Annotated in this window: 16 protein-coding genes and 2 riboswitches; of the genes, 3 read left to right on the top strand and 13 right to left on the bottom strand. The window is 55.5% G+C overall.

The features are described 5' to 3' along the window. Positions 1-10: 10 nt before the first annotated feature. Positions 11-709 carry a pirin family protein gene (locus GQS10_RS16460; protein WP_166244155.1) on the bottom strand — a complete coding sequence of 233 codons (699 nt, stop codon included), beginning with the start codon at positions 707-709 and terminating at the stop codon, positions 11-13. Between the two features lie 324 nt (positions 710-1,033). On the opposite strand from GQS10_RS16460, the gene GQS10_RS16455 reads away from it, so the two are divergent. After that, the gene (locus GQS10_RS16455) at positions 1,034-2,329 is read left to right on the top strand and encodes an L-lactate MFS transporter (RefSeq protein ID WP_166244153.1); all 1,296 of its coding nucleotides are present in this window, start codon (positions 1,034-1,036) and stop codon (positions 2,327-2,329) included. Between the two features lie 240 nt (positions 2,330-2,569). Here the strand turns inward: GQS10_RS16455 and hrpB are convergent, their stop codons facing one another. The 11 genes from hrpB to pdxR form a co-directional block, all read right to left on the bottom strand. Beyond that, a complete protein-coding gene (hrpB, locus tag GQS10_RS16450) occupies positions 2,570-5,062 on the bottom strand; it encodes an ATP-dependent helicase HrpB (protein WP_166244151.1) in 2,493 nt (830 codons plus the stop codon). Beyond that, the gene (locus tag GQS10_RS16445) at positions 5,059-5,556 is read right to left on the bottom strand and encodes a DUF3052 domain-containing protein (RefSeq protein WP_166244149.1); all 498 of its coding nucleotides are present in this window, start codon (positions 5,554-5,556) and stop codon (positions 5,059-5,061) included. Before GQS10_RS16445 ends, hrpB begins: the two co-directional genes overlap by 4 nt. Positions 5,557-5,710: 154 nt before the next feature. Next, positions 5,711-6,547: an energy-coupling factor ABC transporter ATP-binding protein gene (locus GQS10_RS16440; RefSeq protein WP_166244147.1), complete on the bottom strand. Its 837-nt coding sequence runs from the start codon at positions 6,545-6,547 to the stop codon at positions 5,711-5,713. Further along, the gene (gene cbiQ, locus GQS10_RS16435; protein WP_166244145.1) at positions 6,532-7,353 is read right to left on the bottom strand and encodes a cobalt ECF transporter T component CbiQ; all 822 of its coding nucleotides are present in this window, start codon (positions 7,351-7,353) and stop codon (positions 6,532-6,534) included. The genes GQS10_RS16440 and cbiQ overlap by 16 nt, the downstream gene beginning before the upstream one ends. Next, complete coding sequence (locus GQS10_RS16430; RefSeq protein WP_166244143.1) at positions 7,350-7,634, bottom strand: energy-coupling factor ABC transporter substrate-binding protein; 285 nt, start codon at positions 7,632-7,634, stop codon at positions 7,350-7,352. Before GQS10_RS16430 ends, cbiQ begins: the two co-directional genes overlap by 4 nt. Continuing rightward, on the bottom strand, positions 7,634-8,398 hold the full coding sequence (locus tag GQS10_RS16425) for an energy-coupling factor ABC transporter permease (RefSeq protein WP_166244141.1): 765 nt from the start codon (positions 8,396-8,398) through the stop codon (positions 7,634-7,636). Before GQS10_RS16425 ends, GQS10_RS16430 begins: the two co-directional genes overlap by 1 nt. Before the next feature lie 158 nt (positions 8,399-8,556). Beyond that, positions 8,557-8,747: riboswitch (cobalamin riboswitch) on the bottom strand. A 151-nt stretch (positions 8,748-8,898) separates the two neighbouring features. After that, on the bottom strand, positions 8,899-9,360 hold the full coding sequence (locus GQS10_RS16420) for a 2-hydroxyacyl-CoA dehydratase (RefSeq protein ID WP_166244139.1): 462 nt from the start codon (positions 9,358-9,360) through the stop codon (positions 8,899-8,901). 77 nt (positions 9,361-9,437) lie between these two features. Next, positions 9,438-10,235 (bottom strand): Na-translocating system protein MpsC family protein, encoded by a 798-nt coding sequence (locus GQS10_RS16415; protein WP_341805087.1) that lies wholly within the window; start codon positions 10,233-10,235, stop codon positions 9,438-9,440. A gap of 122 nt (positions 10,236-10,357) precedes the next feature. Continuing rightward, a complete protein-coding gene (locus GQS10_RS16410) occupies positions 10,358-11,284 on the bottom strand; it encodes an ATP-binding protein (protein WP_166244137.1) in 927 nt (308 codons plus the stop codon). Between the two features lie 105 nt (positions 11,285-11,389). After that, on the bottom strand, positions 11,390-12,130 hold the full coding sequence (locus GQS10_RS16405) for a Na-translocating system protein MpsC family protein (RefSeq protein WP_243735219.1): 741 nt from the start codon (positions 12,128-12,130) through the stop codon (positions 11,390-11,392). Between the two features lie 126 nt (positions 12,131-12,256). Beyond that, positions 12,257-13,729, bottom strand: coding sequence for a MocR-like pyridoxine biosynthesis transcription factor PdxR (gene pdxR, locus GQS10_RS16400; RefSeq protein WP_166244135.1), 1,473 nt, complete (start codon positions 13,727-13,729; stop codon positions 12,257-12,259). A gap of 194 nt (positions 13,730-13,923) precedes the next feature. Between pdxR and GQS10_RS16395 the strand changes: the two genes are divergently transcribed. After that, on the top strand, positions 13,924-14,469 hold the full coding sequence (locus GQS10_RS16395; protein ID WP_207952311.1) for a pyridoxamine 5'-phosphate oxidase family protein: 546 nt from the start codon (positions 13,924-13,926) through the stop codon (positions 14,467-14,469). A gap of 144 nt (positions 14,470-14,613) precedes the next feature. On the opposite strand, the gene GQS10_RS16390 is transcribed toward GQS10_RS16395, so the two are convergent. After that, positions 14,614-16,326, bottom strand: coding sequence for a methyl-accepting chemotaxis protein (locus tag GQS10_RS16390; protein WP_166244133.1), 1,713 nt, complete (start codon positions 16,324-16,326; stop codon positions 14,614-14,616). A 242-nt stretch (positions 16,327-16,568) separates the two neighbouring features. Next, positions 16,569-16,679, top strand: a riboswitch (TPP riboswitch). A 240-nt stretch (positions 16,680-16,919) separates the two neighbouring features. On the opposite strand from GQS10_RS16390, the gene thiC reads away from it, so the two are divergent. Further along, entirely contained in the window at positions 16,920-18,701 is a 1,782-nt protein-coding gene (gene thiC, locus GQS10_RS16385) for a phosphomethylpyrimidine synthase ThiC (protein ID WP_166244131.1), read from the top strand. The last annotated feature ends 92 nt before the right edge of the window (positions 18,702-18,793 follow it).

Below are 18,793 nucleotides of genomic sequence, written 5' to 3'. Positions count from 1 at the left end.
CCGCTCGATTTTACGGCAGGTCAATCACCATAATGAAGCTGTTTTCCAGCGCAGCAAGCTGCAGCTGCTTCTCCCCGGTCACCCTCGCCGTATCGCGCCGCGCCAGCGTTTCCCCATTCAAAGCCATTTCCCCTTCAATGGTCATGAGAAACGCCCGACGCTCTGTGCCAATCTCCACCGTAAGACTTTTTCCTTTTTCCAGCTTGGACAAATAAAGGGTCATGTCTTGATGCACCTTGGCCGCACCCGGTACTCCCTTTCCGCTCACAACCGGGACAAGCGTATTCGATAACGCCTCCGGATCGTAACGGCTCACCTCGTAGCTCGGAGGCAAACCGCGCTTCTCCGGCATAAACCAAAGCTGCAAAAGCTCCACCGGTTCCGTCTCGGAAGGATTCACTTCCGTATGAATGATTCCGCTTCCCGCGGACATTCTTTGAATTTCACCAAACGTGGTTACGGCGACGTTTCCTCCGCTGTCCTCATGGCGGAGCTGCCCCCGCAGCACAATAGAAACGATTTCCATGTCGCTGTGCGGATGCGGACCGAAGCCGCGCCCCGGATCAACCACATCGTCATTGCACACGCGCATCGGTCCAAAACGATCATTTTCCGGGTCATAGTACTCCCCAAACGAAAAGCTCATGCTGCTGCGCAGCCAACCGAGATCGACCGATCGGCGCGTCGATGCGGGATATACTTGGATCATGAACAGTCCTCCATTCCGCCTTCTTCTCGTTCCAGTATACTAAACGATTTCGAAAAACATCAATTTTCCATGCCTTCCGACAACAATATAACACAAACTCATTTACTTGTGAAAATAATCACATTACTTAGCTCGAGATTGCGTTACAGTAAATACACTAAGCGTGCTCATGCTCTTTTCATCATCGTTTTAACGAAAAAACTTGTTGAAACAGGAGGTCCTGCGGCACCGCTACGATCGGCTGCTGCGCTGCATCCTTACGCAAGGCCATGAGCAAAGCTGTAGAGAGAATAACACATTTTCGGGAAAAGGTGTGGAAGCGTCGTGGAGAAAACTGTAAGGAAGAACCGTTGGGGCATTGCCGTCTCAGCCGTAGCCATCCATTTATCGATCGGGTCTGCCTACGCGTACAGCGTATTTAAGCACCCGCTGGAAGAAAAGCTTGGATGGAGCGGTACGCAGGTCGCTTTTGCTTTTACGATCGCGATTTTTTTCCTCGGGATGTCCGCCGCTGTATTTGGACGCTTTGTCGAGAAGCTTGGTCCGCGCAAATCGGCTTTTGCCGCAGCTGTGCTGTTTGCCGCCGGTCTTGCCGGTGCGGGCTGGGCGGTTGACGTCGGCTCGCTCGCATTGTTTTATGCAACGTACGGGGTAGTCAGCGGAATCGGACTCGGGATCGGTTATTTAGCCCCCGTCTCAACCCTGATGGCCTGGTTTCCCGACCGTAAGGGTTTGGCAACCGGGCTCGCCGTTATGGGCTTTGGCGCCGGCGCTCTTATTTGCAGTCCGGTCGCGGTGAAGCTGATCGATCTGGTCGGTCTGTCCCAAACCTATTTGGTGCTCGCCGGAGTTTATTTCCTTCTCATTGTCTGCGGTTCGGTTTATTTGGAAAAGCCGCCTGCAGGCTGGACGCCCGGAGGCAGCAAGACGACGGCTGCGTCCAGCAAAGCTGCCCATTCACGCGGATTCGAGCCTGCGCCGCTGACACCGGGTCAAGCGGTCCGAACAAAGCGGTTTTGGCTGTTATGGGCGATGATGTTCGTCAATATTTCGGCCGGTATTACGCTCATTTCCGTCGCCTCGCCTATGGCTCAGGAGAAGGTGGGCCTTACCGCCGTTTCCGCAGCCGCAATGGTCGGCGTGATGGGCCTTTTTAACGGCGGAGGGCGGATCGGCTGGGGCACGCTGTCCGATTATATCGGGCGCGGCAACGTATTTCTTGTCTTTTTTGCAGCGCAGGTGGTGCTGTTCCTTCTCATGCCGTCCATTACGAATCCAGTGCTTTTCCAGGCCTTCATTTTCATCATACTCACTTTCTATGGAGGCGGCTTCGCTTCCCTTTCGGCGTTTGTCAGCGACTTGTTCGGAATGAAGCATCTTAGCGAAATTAACGGATACCTGCTCACCGCATGGTCGTTTGCAGGGGCGGCCGGACCGATGGCAGCCGCCGCAATCCGCGATTCGACGCAAAGCTACGATGCGGTGTTTTACAGCTTTGCCGGTCCGATCGCGGCCGCACTGGTGCTCTCGCTTATGATGAAGCGAGAGATCCGCCGCATGCGCTCCGCCGAGTCGGCAGCGCCGGACAACCAAAGGCAGACGGCTGTTCAGCAGGCATGATCAAGCGAGCGGGAAGCAAAGCCTCGCTCAGCAAAGCGGTAACAAGGAAAATAAAAGACCTCAATCCCTATCACCGGACTGGTGGGATTGAGGTCTTTTTCGCTTTAGCCAATGGAAGGTCCCTGCTCAATGACTGATAACAGCCTTATTGAAGAGGAACGCTTAGTTGCCGCAGGCCCCGACAACGACAGCTGCATACCATCATGGCGGGACTGTCTGTTCCACAATCGGAGGATCGGTTTAAGTCGGCTTCGGACGCACCCGGCTTGTGGCCGCTGCATTCCACGGGTCATCCGGCCAGTAATGCTTCGGATATCGCCCTTTTAAATCTTTCTTGATCTCAAAGTACGTATGATTCCAAAAGCTGCGTAAATCGCGCGTAATCTGTACAGGCCGTTGGGCCGGAGACAGCAGGTGCATGGTGATCGGCACCCGCCCTCCGCCGATTCTCGGCGTTTCGGCTAACCCGAACAGCTCCTGCAGCCGCACATTCAGCGCAGGCGCATCGGGATCGCTGTAATCGATCGGGATGCGCGAGCCGCTTGGGATGACGAGATGCGTCGGCGCTTCGTCGTCAAGTCTGCGGCGCTGCTCCCAGGGCAGCATCGCCTCCAGCAGCTGCGCCAGGTTCAGGCGCTGCAAATCGGCACGGCTTCTCATGCCGTAAAGCTGCGGCAGCAGCCATTCCCGCAGGCTGCGCAGCAGGCTGTCGTCATCGGCGGCCGGCCACTCCTCCGGCTCCTGCCGCTTCATAAAGACGAGGCGCGCCTGCAGCGCCCGCGCCGCCTTCGTCCACTGGAGCAGCGTGAGCCCTTCCGCGGCGACGCCCTCCAGCAGCGCCTCGGCTGCCGCTTCCGGGGGCAGCTCGGGCAGCGGCGCATCCTTCAGCAGCAGCGCACCCAGCCGATGCTGCCGCCTGCCCCGGACCGTCTGAGACTCCCGGTCCCAGAACACCCTGTCGCTGCGCTGTATGGCAGCGCCGAAATGCTCCTCCAGCTCGGCAAGACGGCATGCCGCCGCGAGCTGGATGCGGCTCTCCGTCCCGCTGTCGTCCAGCTCGACCGCGACGATATATTCCTCCGCGGCCAGCGGCTGCTGCCCGGGAAGCACGGCGCCGCGCCCGCCCGACAGCAGGAAGCGGCCGCCGCTCTCCCGGCGCTGTCCGACGCGGTCGGGGAACGCGTACGCGAGCAGCAGCCCGCTGCGCTCCGCGTCCCCCGGCGAGGCCCCGCCCGCCGGTACGCCGAGCTCGCGCCGCCAGCGCGCCGCTTCCGTCGCGGCCCGCCGCAGCGAGGCCTCGTCGGCGCGCTCGCGCAGATGCGGCGCCCCGCGCAGCGCGTCGAGCCGCAGGCGCATATCGGCGTCGTGCACGCCGCGCAGCACGTCGCGTTCCCCCAGCAGAGCGGCCAGCTCGCACGCGAGCCCGCCCAGCCCAAGGGGAACGGCCTGCAGCAGCATATGCGCCAGCCGCGGATGCGCGCCAAGCGCCGCCATGCGCCGGCCGTACGGCGTCAGGCTGCCGTCCGCTGCGAGCGCCCCGAGCCGCTGCAGCAGCTCCAGCGCCTGCGCGTAGGCCGCTTGCGGCGGCTCGTCCAGCCAGCGCAGCTCGGCCGGATCGTTCGCGCCCCAGGCGGCCAGCTCCAGCGCCAGCGGCGCGAGATCCGCCTCGGCGATCTCCGGCGCATGATGCTCCGGCAGGAAGCGGTGCTCACCTTCCGTCCACAGACGGTAGCACACGCCCGGTGCAACCCGGCCTGCGCGGCCCCGCCGTTGATCCGCCGAAGCCTTGGAGACCGGCACCGTCTCCAGCCGCGACATTCCCGTGCGCGGCGAAAACCGCTGCACCCGCATCAATCCGGCGTCGATCACGACACGCACGCCTTCTACCGTCAAGCTCGTCTCTGCAATCGACGTCGCCAAAACCACCTTGCGCTCTCCCTTTGCACACGGCGCAAGCGCGCGATCCTGCTCCTCCAGCGGCATATTCCCGTACAGCTGCGCAACGCGCACCCCAGCCATCCCGCCGCCTCGCAGCAGCTCCTCCGCGGTGCGGCGAATCTCTCCCGCCCCCGGCAAAAAGACCAGCACATCGCCGGGCTCCGCGGCCAGCGCCTCTCTTACCTTACGTGCTGCCGCCGTCTCCACCCGTTCCTGCATAGAGCGCTCCGCGTAGCGAGTTTCGACCGGATACATACGCCCTTCACTCACAATAATCGGCGCTTCTCCCAGCAGCCGTGCGACCGGCTCCGCATCAAGCGTAGCGGACATGACCACGAGACGCAGATCTTCCCGCAGCAGCTCCTGCGACTGCAAGCACAGCGCAAGCCCCAGGTCCCCATGCAGATGCCGCTCATGAAACTCGTCAAACAGCACTGCACCGACCTGCTCCAGCGCCTGATCGGACTGCAGCATACGCGTCAGCACACCCTCGGTCACGACTTCTATGCGGGTAGAAGGTCCGACCTTCGTATCCGATCGAACCCGGTACCCGACGGTCCCTCCGACCTGCTCCCCGAGAAGAGCAGCCATAAACCGCGCCGCACTGCGGGCGGCCAATCTTCGCGGTTCCAGTATAACGATGCGCTTGCCCGCCAGCCACGGCTCCTCCAATAATGCAAGCGGCACCCGCGTCGTCTTCCCCGCTCCCGGAGGGGCCACAAGTACAGCACACGAACGAGAACGCAGCGCTTCCTGCAGCTCCCCGATTACATCCTCGATCGGAAGCCTGCTCATGACTGCTCCGTTTTTTCCGCAGCCTCAGCAGCAGAACGCCCGGTCCGCTCCTGCCCCTTGGCCGTCACGGCAAACTTGCGAGTCATCGTCTTGATCTGTTCCACCGGCCGGAAACGCAGCGCCGACCAGTCTTCATCTATCGCTATTTGTCTAACAGGCTCAAACCCTTCCTCCGCCAGCAGCCCGGCGACCGTATCGCGGCTGCAATCGCTCCCTTTGTAAAGCTTCGACGTTTTTTTCGGGTAGCACAGCCAGAGCAGCCCATCGTCCGCCACCGCCCCGGCTGCCGCCTTACCAGCCTCCCGCAGCGCTGCGTTCGAGGTGCCGAACACGAGCACAAACCCATATTCCGTATCCTCATGAATTCCGGTATGCAGGTCTGAAGGTAGCTCAGACTTCAGCTCAACCAGCTGCTCCGGCATATTTATTATTAACATGGGAACCGATTCATCTTTTAGCTGCAGCTTTTTCAACACCGATTGATTTTCCGACATGCCATGCCCGCCTTCTTCAAAGATATTTCTCCAAATCTAGTATACCCCGCCCCCGCTTCGCCTTCAAAATAAGGACTGGTGGCGGGGCGGGTTGTTGAGTTAGAGGCTATCTATCCATAAAAAAAACGGCCACATCTGTGTGACCGCCTCCCTTTCACCTAACCCGCTCGCTCAAAAAACGTTTAAACTGCTCCTTCGTACGCGGAGCAGCCCCTTCCCCTGCAGCTTCCGACGGAAGCGATTGCCACAGCTCCATCAGCAGCGGCTGCTCCAGCCCTAACGCAAGCAGCGCCGCACGGTCGCGAAAGATCGCCGTCGGCTCGCCCTCCATCACGACGCGGCCGCCGTCCATTATGATGACCCAATCGGCCCAAGCGTAAGCTAAGTCCATATCGTGCGTCGCCATCACGACCGTAATGCCGCTGTCATGCGCCCGGTTCAGCTCATCCACCAAGCGGCGCTCCGACGCGCGGTCCAAATATGCCGTCGGCTCATCCAATAGCAGCAGCTTCGGCTCCAGTACAAGCACGCCGGCCAGCGCAACGCGCTTTTTCAACCCGATGCTCAAATGATGCAGCGGCGTATCGGCTAGCGCTTCGAGCCCCATAGCGGCAAGCGACTGCGCGGTGCGACGGGCAATCTCCTGCTCGCTGAAGCCCGCATTGCGCAGCCCGTATGAAATATCCTCGCGAGGCGTATTTAAAATAAGCTGATGCTCCGGGTCCTGCAGCACAAGACCGATTCGTTGCCTCAGCTCTCTAAGCGCTGCGGATCGATAGGAATAGGGCGAATCCCCCCAAAGCATCCGGCCTTCGGAAGGCTGGTGCAGACCGGCCGCTTGAAGGAAAAACGTTGACTTTCCGGAGCCGTTGTGTCCGCAGAGCGCGGTTCTTTTCCCTGCTGGAATCCGCAGCGTTACATTTCGCAGCGCCGATTGCGACGTACCCGGGTACGCAAAGCTGACATTTTCCGCCGTTACAATGGGTTCCATCCCGCTTCCCTCCAACGCAGCCCTATTTCGATGATGATGCAAATAAACACCCCCACAGCGCTTTCCCAGCGGTAGCGGCGAGGTAGCATCGGCCTCTTTTCATAAGGCGTCAGCCGAAGTTCATCCATAAAGCCTCTTGCTGTAAGCCCGTAGGTCAAGCCCGTATACCGCTGCATCGTTTTCCCAAACAGCTTCGTGATGATGATCGCCGTGTCGGCTATTTTTCGCTTAAAGCCAAGCTGTCCGCCCCGCGCCCGCTGCGCAATCAGCAGCTGCTCCGCCGTGTCCGTAAGCAGAAACAAAAAGCGGTACATGATTTGCATAATTTCCAGCACTAAGGACGGCATGCCGAGCTTCTTCATCACCTGAAAAAGCTCCGAAACCGGCGTCGACACAACGACGAATAACAAGCAGGAGCCGCACGCCGCAATGCGGAAAAACAAGCTCCACGCCCGCTGCGCGCCCTCCTCCGAAACATAAACCGTCCAACCGTTCCACGGACCAACCGCAGCTAATGTCCGGACAGCGTCCGTCACCTCTTCCGCCGGGGCCGCTTCCAACAGCAGAGCGGGCAGGCTGACCGCATAAAATAAACAGGGAGGCACCAGCAGCAGAGCATAGCTGCGTAACGACACCCCACCGTATCGGACAACCCAGCGCAGCACCCATACGGTGATCAGCAGCTGCACAAGCTCGTGTGAAGCATACGCCAAAACGAATAAAACAGCTGCGAAGCTGCATTTCCACAACGGGGAAACGCTCCGCAGCTTATTGGAATACGAGAGGGTATCAAGCAGCCGTATCATTTGGTTCCGGCGGATTTAGACGCTCTGCCTTTAAACAGGCCGATTACATACCCGATAAAGCCCGCTCCGAGCGCAGCCTGAAGCGCAAACAGCGCGCTCTCCGTCTCCGCAGGCGGCTCGAAAAACGATTGAAACCACGGCTCGTACTGCGGAGCAAGTGTCACTATCATTTCCTCCGCAGCTCCGTCCGCGCCTCCGAATTCACCCTCTACAAACAACAGCGGCAGCACGGCCAGCGCAATAACTGCAAGCAGGATCACTATATTTTTCGTTCTGATCATCACGAACGGACTCCTTTCATTTTTTGCTGAAGCAGCGAAAACTCATTGGGGCTGTAAGACTGGAGCCAGTTCCAAATCAGCACCGTGAGCAGCCCCTCACTGACCGCAAGCGGAATCTGGGTTAGCCCGAAAATGCCTCCAAATTTGACGAAGGATGCGGCGAAGCCGCCATATTCCGCCGGAAAGGCAAGAGACAGCTGGACTGCTGTCACAATATATGTGGATAAGTCAGCGAAAGCCGCCGCAGAAAAAATCGCAAGCTTTTGCCTGCCGGTTGATTTCATCAGCCCGCGGTATACAAAATAACCGACCATCGGACCTGCTACCGCCATCGAAAATGCGTTCGCCCCAAGCGTTGTCAACCCTCCATGGGCAAGCAGCACGGCTTGAAAGAGCAGGACAATCGAGCCAAGCACGCTCATCGGCAGCGGTCCGAACATAACCGTGCCAAGGCCTGTACCTGTCGGATGCGAGCTGCTGCCGGTCACGGAAGGAATTTTCAGGGCGGAAAGCACAAACGTAAACGCTCCGGCCAAACCGAGGAAAATTTTCAGCTCCGGCGTCTCCTTTACAATTCGATTCAATGAACGCAGACCGAGCACGAAGAAAGGAAGGAACGCTGCCCACCAAAAAACCGCCCAGCCGATTGGCAGGAAACCTTCCATAATGTGCATCGCATATGCCGTTTGAGGCTCATTTATTAAAAAGTACAAGACAAAGCCTGCCACCACGAGCAGCAACGAGAGTCTTTTTTTCCGATTCATTTTTATCCTCCTAATAAACTATTCCTATTTCTATGTACGGCGACACAAAAAAGACCAGTCCTCATAGGGAATGGTCAAGAGTACGTGTAGTCAGATAGTAGAATCACCTTAATCGTGAGTTCATGCATCATCGTATACCTCTCCTTTCCGCGAAGGCAATTGGGTACATAAACTAGGTAGGTCTCCTGGCTCTCGGATCTTCGCAGGCTTCCGTCTTCCCCGGGCTTTCGCCCGAGTGACGTTCGTGGAAGCGCACTCCCCGTATACAGTGGCGGGACCGCTCAGGATTTTCACCCGATTCCCTGTTACCCTTTGCTCTCGCAAAGGCACCTAATTTACGAATATGAAGTTGAATGGACAACTTGCTTGTAGGTAATTCGACGAGATCCATAGATTTCCTTCATAGCGCCCAACAAAATCATTGAGGTTTAGTTTCGTCGCTGCTAGTCAAACGTTGATATTATTCGACACCAAAGAGGGAGGAACGACAGCATTTTCAGCTAATCTACAAAAGCGACTCCCTTCGAAATTCTAGAGGGTGAGGTGGCGAACAATGCCAGCAGCTCCCGCAAGAGCGCCTGCATGTAATTGACACGCTCTACGAAAATAGCAGTCAGCTGTTCATAGCCCATGTTCCGGATGAACAGCTCCATTTCTTTTTCTAGTGCCTCAAGCAGATCGCGCAGTTCGTAAGCAGTCTCCAGCTTGCGCACCCGGGCAGCCATTTTCCCCGCAGCCTCATCCCCTTCATCCATCAGCGCCTGCAGCAAATTCTCAATTCGGGAAAACAGATGATCCAGCGCTTGTTTTTCCGTCCGCCGCCTTTTCAGCTTGTGGGCCGAAAAGTTAAAATGGATCCCCTGCTGCAGATGATCGATGGTTTTGCGAAGCTGCCAAGCGACAGCAGCGGACAGTTCGTCAAATATCGCTGCGCGGTTCAAAAAATCGAAATGGTGATGCATCACATACTCCTCCTGTAGCAAATCAAGCAATATGGAATGAAAAAATTACATAAAAAAACCGAAACAGGCGCAGATCGCTAAGGATCCTGCATCCCGTTCCGGCTCATGTTTGGCTCATAGTCCGTGTCAACCATGTCCATGACATTTCCACCTGAAGGCGGTTTAGGGTTAAGTATGAATAAAATTACGCTTTTGTCTAAAACAAAGTCCCAATCGACTAAGATGTCAATCACTCTCTTCGATAAGAGCGATTCAAAAGCGCTATTGTTATGAAGATAGCTTTTTTCCAGGTTTCGCTTGACCCGTTTAAGCAGATCAGCGTGTCCCAGACGAATGAGTTCCTTTTCAATCCGAACCAGAATCCCGTTGCGAACCACAACCAGTGTTCTCGGATTCAGCAGGCAGGAGTAGATTTCCTCCGGCGCCTTCTGCGCCTGCTGGCTGATCTTCACGATTTCATATTCCAGCAATTGCTTATTCTCGTAAACTTCCTGAATGTCCGCCGCCTCTTTGAACGGCTCCGACGTAATCCCAACAATCATGCCGGAACGATTGTGCAAATTCCAATCAAAGTACATCTCGCGCGGACGAATTCCGGTAACCACCGAGATATAGGTTTTCATTTCAGGAACCAGCGTTTCCATCAGCTTTTCCCGCATCTGCAAGATGATCATGTCTTGATCCTGCTCGAGCAATACCCTTTCCGAAGGCGTAAGAAAGTTACGCAAATAAATCGTAATAAAGGTATACCCCATGGAAACATAAACCGACTCCGGTCCTTTGCCGAAATTGTCCCGTAGAAGCTTTCCAATATAGCTTCCGATCATCAGCTGCGGCTGGCTTGGACTCTGCTTTGACTCTTGCAACGGCGACACTCGCTTCCCACCTTTAAAAGAAAGGCTTAATTTTCCTTTCTTCTTTAGTATGTACGGGCGCAGCCGAAAGTATCACTATTTTAATAAAATTTTGCGTCCCTGTAAACGGATTGACTCGGCGGTTATTTGTGGAAAAGCGGAATCCCGACGATCGCCGCCGTGCCTTTTCCCGACGGGTTTGGCTCAAATCGGAGAAACCCGCTATGCTCGTCCAAAATTCGCTGGCACACCATAATTCCGAGCCCTGTACCCTTTTCTTTGCCCGAAAAAAACGGCTTTCCCACCTGCTCCAGCTGCTCCTTCGTCATTCCCGTTCCCTCGTCCAAGACCTGGATAACCGCATAGCCTCCTTCTACCGAAGCCTTCACCTCGATGAGACCACCTTGCGGCATCGCCTCAATGCCGTTCTTAATGATATTAATAAAGACCTGCTTGATTCGATTTTCCTCGCAGTGGATCACCTTCGCTTCTGCGCCGCGATCGTAAAAGATGTTCAGTTCGACGTTTTTGAGCAGCGCCTGCGCCCGCATCAGCGCCATCACATGCCACATCACCCGATCGATTCGCTGCGGCTCGAAGGTGGGGGAAGACGGCTTAGCGAGCACCAGCATCTCCCCTACGATTTGATTAATCCGGTCGATTTCCGACAGCATGATTCTGCTGTACTCCGGGTGATTCCCCTGTGTCAGCTGGACAAATCCGCGAAGGCTGGTGAGCGGGTTGCGAATTTCATGCGCGATTCCCGCCGCAAGCACTCCGACCATCGTCAGCTTCTCCGACTGCTCCAGCAGCTCTTGCCCTGCCCCGATTTCTCTTTCAATCTCTTTCTGCTTCTGCTTTTGATTTTCTCGCAGCTTATACAGCATGACACCGAGAAAAACGACTGCGGTCCACGAAAATAACGCCCACACCCTTACGAATAATTTTGCATCCAGCAGCCAATACATTATTTGATCAACGGCAATCCCCAAAACAACGCACAAGGAAAGTCTCCATGGCATCGAACGCCATAACGGAACCTCTCCCATGCCCCGATTACTCGGTTTCATTCCATGCATGCCTCCCTTTTCACGCAAAAAAGCCCGACTCCTTCATAGGAGCCGGGCCACACGGCGACTTCGGCCTTCTGCCGATTCTCGTGTTTACCCGCTATCTTATTTTAAAATAAATCCAATATAGCTTTTGTCCCTTGCCAGATTCCAAGTAAAGAAAATGTCGAGCACATCTCTTCCAAAGTACTGCTGGAAACGGCCGTCCCGATGGAAATACGTTTTCTCCAGGTCATCTTTAACAAACAGCAGCTCCTGCTCAAACCCTCTATGGATCAATGCCTTCTCGATCGGAATGAGTATTCCTTCCCGGACAACAATATACAGTCTGGAGTGAATCGGCACAATCTCCATTTGGTCTGGAACCTTCTGCACAAGAGCGCTAAGCCGAGCAACCTCTTCCTCCAGCATCGAAAAGTCCGGAATCGGACCGTCAGTGACGGGCTCGAACGGCTCCAGCTTTCGATCCAACAGCGCTACGATCATCCCCGTATTATTGGGGAAATTCCAGTCGTGGTAAAACTCCAGCACCTCTACATCAAGCGTTAGATGAATAACACCCTTCAGCTCATTCAATGCGCTTCCGATAATCGACTTTCTGGCGACACTGACCGTAAGCGGATCTTTCTTCACCAAAATATCTTCCATCGGCGATAAGAATCCGCGTACATAGACCACTAGAAATTGATTGCCTACAGAAGCGTAACAAGCATCCGGCCCCCGCCCGAAATTTCGGCGAAGGAGCTTGCTGATATAGCTGCTGATATGTTTAAGCTTATCGATTCCATCCAATTCGGATACCCCTGTCTGCCCCGGGGAATAAGCTGCGTTCACAAATATAGCCAACGGCTTCCAGCCGCAAACCATACCTATTGTAGCATATTGCCCTCGGTCGAGTAAGTAGTAATACCTAGTTTTCCCTAATCGCTGGAAAAGTATTCAAACGCGTGGAAGCGGCAATCGAGTGACGGTCTAGCTCCACGCTTGCTTTAATAGGCGAATTCCCTCTTGAATCTGCGGGGCAGTCAAGCCTCCAAAGCCAAGCAGAACATGGTGATCCGGCATGCGCTCCTGCTCGATCCAGTATTTCGCTGTACCGTAAATTTTCACCCCTAGCTCGGCCGCTTGCTGAATGCGCAGCTGCTCTGTTCCATGCTTCAGCTTCAGCAAAATATGCAAGCCCGCGCGCTCCCCAACCACCTCGGCAAATCCGCCTAATTGTTGGTCCACCGCCTGCAGCAGCACCCGGTGCTTCTCCTGGTACACCTTGCGCATCTTGCGAATATGCCTTTCGAAACGGCCGTCCTGCATCATGAGATAAACTGCCTTTTGCAGAAGCGGAGAAACTCCTTGGTTATAGGCGGCGAAACGCGCCCGATACTGGCTGTACAGCTCCTCGGGCAGCACGAGATAGCTCATTCTTGCCGAGGGCAGAAACGATTTGGAGAACGTCCCCAAATAAATGACGCGGTCTCCCGTATCCAATGCCTTGAGCGCCGGAATCGGCTGTCCTATGTAACGAAACTCGCTGTCGTAATCATCCTCAATAATATAGCTGCCGGTCTGATTCGCCCACTGAAGCAGCTTGTATCGCTTTTGAATCGGAAGAACCATCCCGAAAGGGAGCTGATGTGACGGGGTGATATACAGCAACGGCGCGCCGCAAGCTTCCACGCTTTCGGTACAGATCCCATCGGCGTCAAGCGGGATCGGCTGCACCCGGCAGCCGTTGTTGACGAAGACGGCGCGCACCCCGGCATAACCCGGATCCTCCATCGCGGCTGCGCCGCCCTGCAGCGATAGCAGCTGGCAGAGCAGGGCGATGGCCTGCTGCGTCCCCGGGCAGAGCAGGATCAGCTCGGGAGCGGTCTTCACGCCGCGCGCCCGCTCCAGATATTTGGCGATCTCTGCCCGCAGGTCGGCATCGCCTTGATCTTGGCCGTACATGAGCACATCTCCGGCCGTAAGCTCCAGCGCATCGTGGAGACAGCGCCTCCACTCGCGCAGCGGGAACGCCCCGGCGTCAATGTCGCCGTAGCGGAAATCAATAAGCGGAACCGGCGCGGCTTTCGGCTCGCCGGCTCCGCTTTCCCTCGCAGCCGCCGGCACTCCGGCTCCGTCACGCGCTTGCCGCTCGGCACCGCGTCCCGCGCCCAGCTGCGGGTCTGCGCGCGTAGGCTCTGCAGCCGCCAGCGGCGCCTCCAGCGCCAGCACGCGCAGCCCGCTTCGCGGCTTGCTTTCGACGTAGCCTTCCGCGATCAGCTGCTGGTAGGCGCCTTCCACGGTGTTGCGGCTTACACCGAGCAGACGCGCCATTTCCCGCACCGAGGGCAGACGCGCGCCTGCCTCCAGCTCTCCCCGCTCCAGCTTCGCCCGGAGCGCTTGATACAGCTGCGCATACAACGGAGCCGGATTCATTTTATCGATAAAAAAGGTAATCTCCATCGTGTCGCCCGTCCTTTGATCTGCGTTCTCTTCGATTATTTTATAGAATCCCTTACGAATCCTCTAATGGAATCCTCTCAATGACCTTGATAAACTGACCCCATAAAGATGATGAAAACTGGATCTTATCGTGAGGTCAATTGAAACGTACAATTGCATTATAACGCATTACTGAACGAAAGGAGAGAACCATGATGATGCCGATGAGAAAAATGACTCGCGAGTGCACAGACCGTGAATTGATCGAACGTTTTTTACAGGATGCCAAAACCGGCTTTCTGGGCCTAGCCGATGAAGGAGTACCGTACGTCATCCCGTTAAATTACGTCTGGATGGACAACAGCATCTATTTCCACGGCGCGGACGAAGGCCGCAAAATTCAAATGATGCGCCGCAATCCGCGGGCCTGCTTTACCGTCAGCGAAGAGTACGGCACGATCGCCGATCCGGTTCCCGCTGAAACCGATACGGCTTATATGAGCGTCATCCTGTTCGGCCGGGCCGAGGCGGTGACTGACCTTGAGGAAGCCACCCGCGCGATGCAGCAATTGCTGGAGAAGTATGTTCCCGGCTACTACAACCACCCTCTTGCCGCAAGCCATGTGGACAAATACCGCTCCTCCATGGGAAGCCGCACGGCCGTTTACAAAATTACTGATGTTACCGTGTCCGCAAAGCGCAATGAAATGGTTGATGAAAAGAAATTCGTGCCCGGACGTAACATTCGCCACGATTCCTAATCGTGAAAGTTCATCCATTCGATCCGCTCCGTCCACGAAAGAAAAAAGCTGCCCCTCGCCAATGTCTGTACCCGAGTTTGAACCCGGTGACCAGACATGGCTGGGACAGCTTTTCTGTTATTCTGGCGATCTGCCTGCTCTTCGTTACACCTTAAACTGGCCGATCAGCTGCTGCATTTCCTGCGCCATTTGGGCGAGGTATTCGGACGAAGCCGACATTTCCTCCATCGTCGCCAGCTGCTCCTGAGTTGCCGCAGATACGTTGTGCGTACCCGAGGAAGCCTCCTCGGCAATTTTATGAATATCGCGGATCAGGCTCGCGACCGTCTCGGTCCCCGAAGCCATACGGACCACGTTGTCTGTCACCTGCTGCATTTGTTCAGCCAGCTCGGTAATGGAACCGCCGATTTGCTGGAACGACTCGCCGGCCTCATGCACAATCCGCAGACCTCCGCTGACCTCGTCGGCCGTCTGCTGCGTGGAGGTGACAGCCGCCTTCGTCTGCTGCTGAATCCCTTGGACAAGCTCGTTTACCTGCTGCGCCGCTTGGATCGATTGATCCGCCAGCTTGCGCACCTCCTGGGCGACTACGGCAAAGCCGAGACCGTGCTCGCCGGCACGTGCCGCTTCAATCGAAGCATTCAGAGCAAGCAGGTTCGTCTGGTTGGCGATTTCCGTCATCATGCCGACAATACCGCCGATCTGCTCCGACTGCTTGCCCAGCTTCTGAATGACTTCGGCCATGCCTTCTACGGTCTCATAAATAAAGTCCATCTTCTGCGACGCATTGCCGATCTTCTCTCGGCCGGATTGTGCCAGCTCAGCGGTTTGCAGCGCCGCCGCAGTAGCCACCTGGGCATTGTTTGAGGCGACCGAAGCGTCCCCGGCAATGCTGCTCGCTATCGATAAGCCTTCCTGCACCTTATTGGACTGGTCTGCCGCTCCGGCAGCAACCTCCTGAGAAGCTAGCGCAATGTTTTCGCTGGCTTGTCCCGTTTGCTCCGCACTCGCCGTCAGCTGCTCAGACGATGCCGCAACCTGCTCCGAAGCGCTGTGAATTTGCTTGATCACCGCCGAAGTATCCTCCAGCATCCGGTTGAACGATGCCGCTAATGCGCCCAGCTCATCCTTAGAGCGGTATGTACTCCGTACCGTAAGATCCTTATCCGCTGCAGCCGCAGCCACACGCTCAAGCTCTGCAAGCGGCCTTGTAATGGTGCGGGCAATCCAGTAGCCGAGCGCGCCGCACAGCACGATCGCCACAGCAATCGCCGCGATAATGATTACGACCGCTTCCATGTAATTGGATTGCGCCGTCTGATTGGACTCATCCGCATCCTTTGCAATGTAATCGGCAATTTCGCTAAGCAGATCATTATTTTGCTCGAGATAGCCAACCGCCTTCTGCATGAAATATTGGTAGGCCTCGTCCTGCTTTCCCGACAGCGTCAGCTCAATCACCTTTTGACGCTCTAATCGATAGTCCTTCGTGATCGCTTCCAGCTTTGTAATTTGTTCCGACAAGTGAGAGTCGAGATTTGTTTCCTTCACACTCGTCATCATCTCGTCATATTCACTAACTCGTTTGGCAATTTCATTGATCGCCTTTTGACGGTCATCCTTTTCATCCGCCAGCATCATTCGGAATGTCTGCGCTTCGATTGCGCGGGAGTGCGCGCGAGCTGCGTTTATCCATTTGACGGGCAGCAAGCCTTCCTCGTACATCTCATTCAGTTCACTGTTATTTTGATTAAGATAGAAAAAACCCGTCCCGCCTACAAACGCCAAAAAGACGACCGCCATGCAAATAATAATAAACAGCTTTTGCACGACCTTTAAATTACGTAGTACTCCCATTGATGTCCTCCCAAGAATAATATAGGTCTTCTATTATTTCGGAAAAACGCGTCTTATTGTTTAGATTACATTTCGCCCGCCCAGGACAATGTCATACAAAGAGCACCCGAATTCGTTAAGGTCATAAATAAAACGACACCAGAGAGGGAGGAAGAAGCTGCTTGGTTAAAAATTTTGATCGTTTGGGTAGACACCCCCTGCTTCCCCTGTTATAATCGTCCCTGAGTAACATATAATGGAATATCTTGCAAAGCGGGAGCTCGGATGCACCGGGCTGAGAGGAGGACTTGGAGTCCTCGACCGTTGAACCTGAACTGGGTAATGCCAGCGGAGGAATTTCTTCATCGTCTACGACACTAGCATTCGGACGCTATTTTTGCGTGCTGCGCTTCGTGTTCGTCCGGACTTTGTTTGAGAGGACCGCTTCTAACCCGAAGCGGTCTTTTTTACTTGTATACCTCCCTGCATAGCGTTCATGCCGGCCTCTGTCTCTGGCCGCATGAGATGAGCTGCTCTCGATTGTGCAGCAACCCTGGTTCTTGTGAACAAGCGCGCCATTTGGCCAAAGCCTTACCAAGACAAGGAGGATTTCAATGAAATCAATCAATGAACAGCCGCAAATCAGCGGCATTCAGCCTTTCCCTGGCAGCAGCAAGGTATACTTGGAGGGGACCAGACCGGACGTGCGCGTTCCCGTCCGCCGGATTCAGCTTTCGCAGACGGAAAGCCCGCAGGGGATCGAAGATAACGAACCGGTTGATGTGTACGATACGAGCGGGCCGTATACCGATCCTAGCGTTTCAATCAACATTCGTGAAGGCCTTCCAGCCAACCGCGATTCATGGGTATTGGAGCGCGGCGATACCGAAGAGTACGAGGGCCGTCAAATTCTTCCGGAGGATAACGGCTACAAATCCTCCGAAGCGGCAAGCGTAAACCATCAGGAATGGTTTCAAGTGAAGCGTAAGCCTCGCCGGGCGAAGCCGGGTCAGAACGTGACGCAGATGCACTATGCGCGCAAAGGGATCATTACACCGGAGATGGAATATATCGCGATCCGCGAGAATGTGACCCCGGAGTTCGTGCGCAGTGAGGTGGCAGCTGGCCGCGCCGTCATTCCGGCTAACATTAATCACCCGGAAAGCGAGCCGATGATTATCGGGCGCAACTTCCTTGTGAAGGTGAATGCCAATATCGGCAATTCGGCTGTCACATCATCGATCGAAGAAGAAGTTGAAAAGATGACTTGGGCGATCCGCTGGGGATCCGATACGATCATGGATTTATCCACCGGAAAAAACATACATACGACACGCGAATGGATTGTGCGAAATTGTCCTGTGCCGGTCGGTACGGTACCGATTTATCAGGCGCTGGAAAAGGTCGGCGGCAAAGCTGAGGAGCTGTCGTGGGAAATTTTCCGCGATACGTTGATCGAGCAGGCAGAGCAGGGCGTGGATTACTTCACGATTCATGCCGGCGTGCTGCTGCGTTACGTGCCGATGACGGCAAAGAGAACGACAGGCATCGTTTCCCGCGGCGGCTCGATTATGGCGGCATGGTGCCTGGCGCACCACAAGGAAAACTTCCTCTACACGCACTTCGAGGAAATTTGCGAAATTATGAAAGCCTACGATGTTACCTTCTCCTTAGGAGACGGCCTGCGTCCCGGCTCAATTGCCGACGCCAACGACGAAGCGCAGTTCGCTGAGCTGGATACCTTGGGCGAGCTGACGAAAATCGCTTGGAAGCATGATGTGCAGGTCATCATCGAAGGTCCGGGCCATGTGCCGATGCACCTGATTAAAGAGAACGTCGACCGGCAGATGGAAGTGTGCCAAGAGGCGCCGTTCTACACGCTCGGCCCGCTGACCACCGATATCGCTCCCGGCTACGACCACATTACTTCGGCGATCGGCGCAGCGATGATCGGCTCCTTCGGAACGGCCATGCTCTGCTACGTTACACCGAAAGAGCATCTCGGTCTGCCGAATAAAAACGACGTGCGCGAAGGCGTTATCGCCTATAAAATCGCCGCCCATGCGGCCGACCTTGCCAAAGGCCATCCGGGGGCGCAGGTTCGCGACAACGCACTGTCCAAGGCGCGCTTTGAGTTCCGCTGGCGCGACCAGTTTAACCTTTCGCTCGATCCGGAGCGCGCTATGGAATACCACGACGAGACGCTGCCGGCAGAAGGGGCGAAAACTGCACATTTCTGCTCCATGTGCGGGCCGAAATTTTGCAGCATGAAAATTACGCAGGATATCCGCGAATATGCCCGTACCAACGGCCTTGACGAGGAATCGGCGATGCAGCAAGGCATGGAGGAAAAATCCCAGCAGTTTAAAGACAACGGACTCGGTATCTACGTGTAAAATCGAAATTCTACGTTTCTATACTTATATTGAGAGCAGTCTTCCAAACAGAAGGCTGCTTTTTTTAACGATAAAGAATGTATAAGTTTTCA

It is taken from the genome of Paenibacillus turpanensis, from assembly GCF_011421635.1.
Lineage (GTDB): Bacteria > Bacillota > Bacilli > Paenibacillales > YIM-B00363 > Paenibacillus_AK > Paenibacillus_AK turpanensis.
This window is presented reverse-complemented; position numbering and strand designations above follow the sequence as displayed.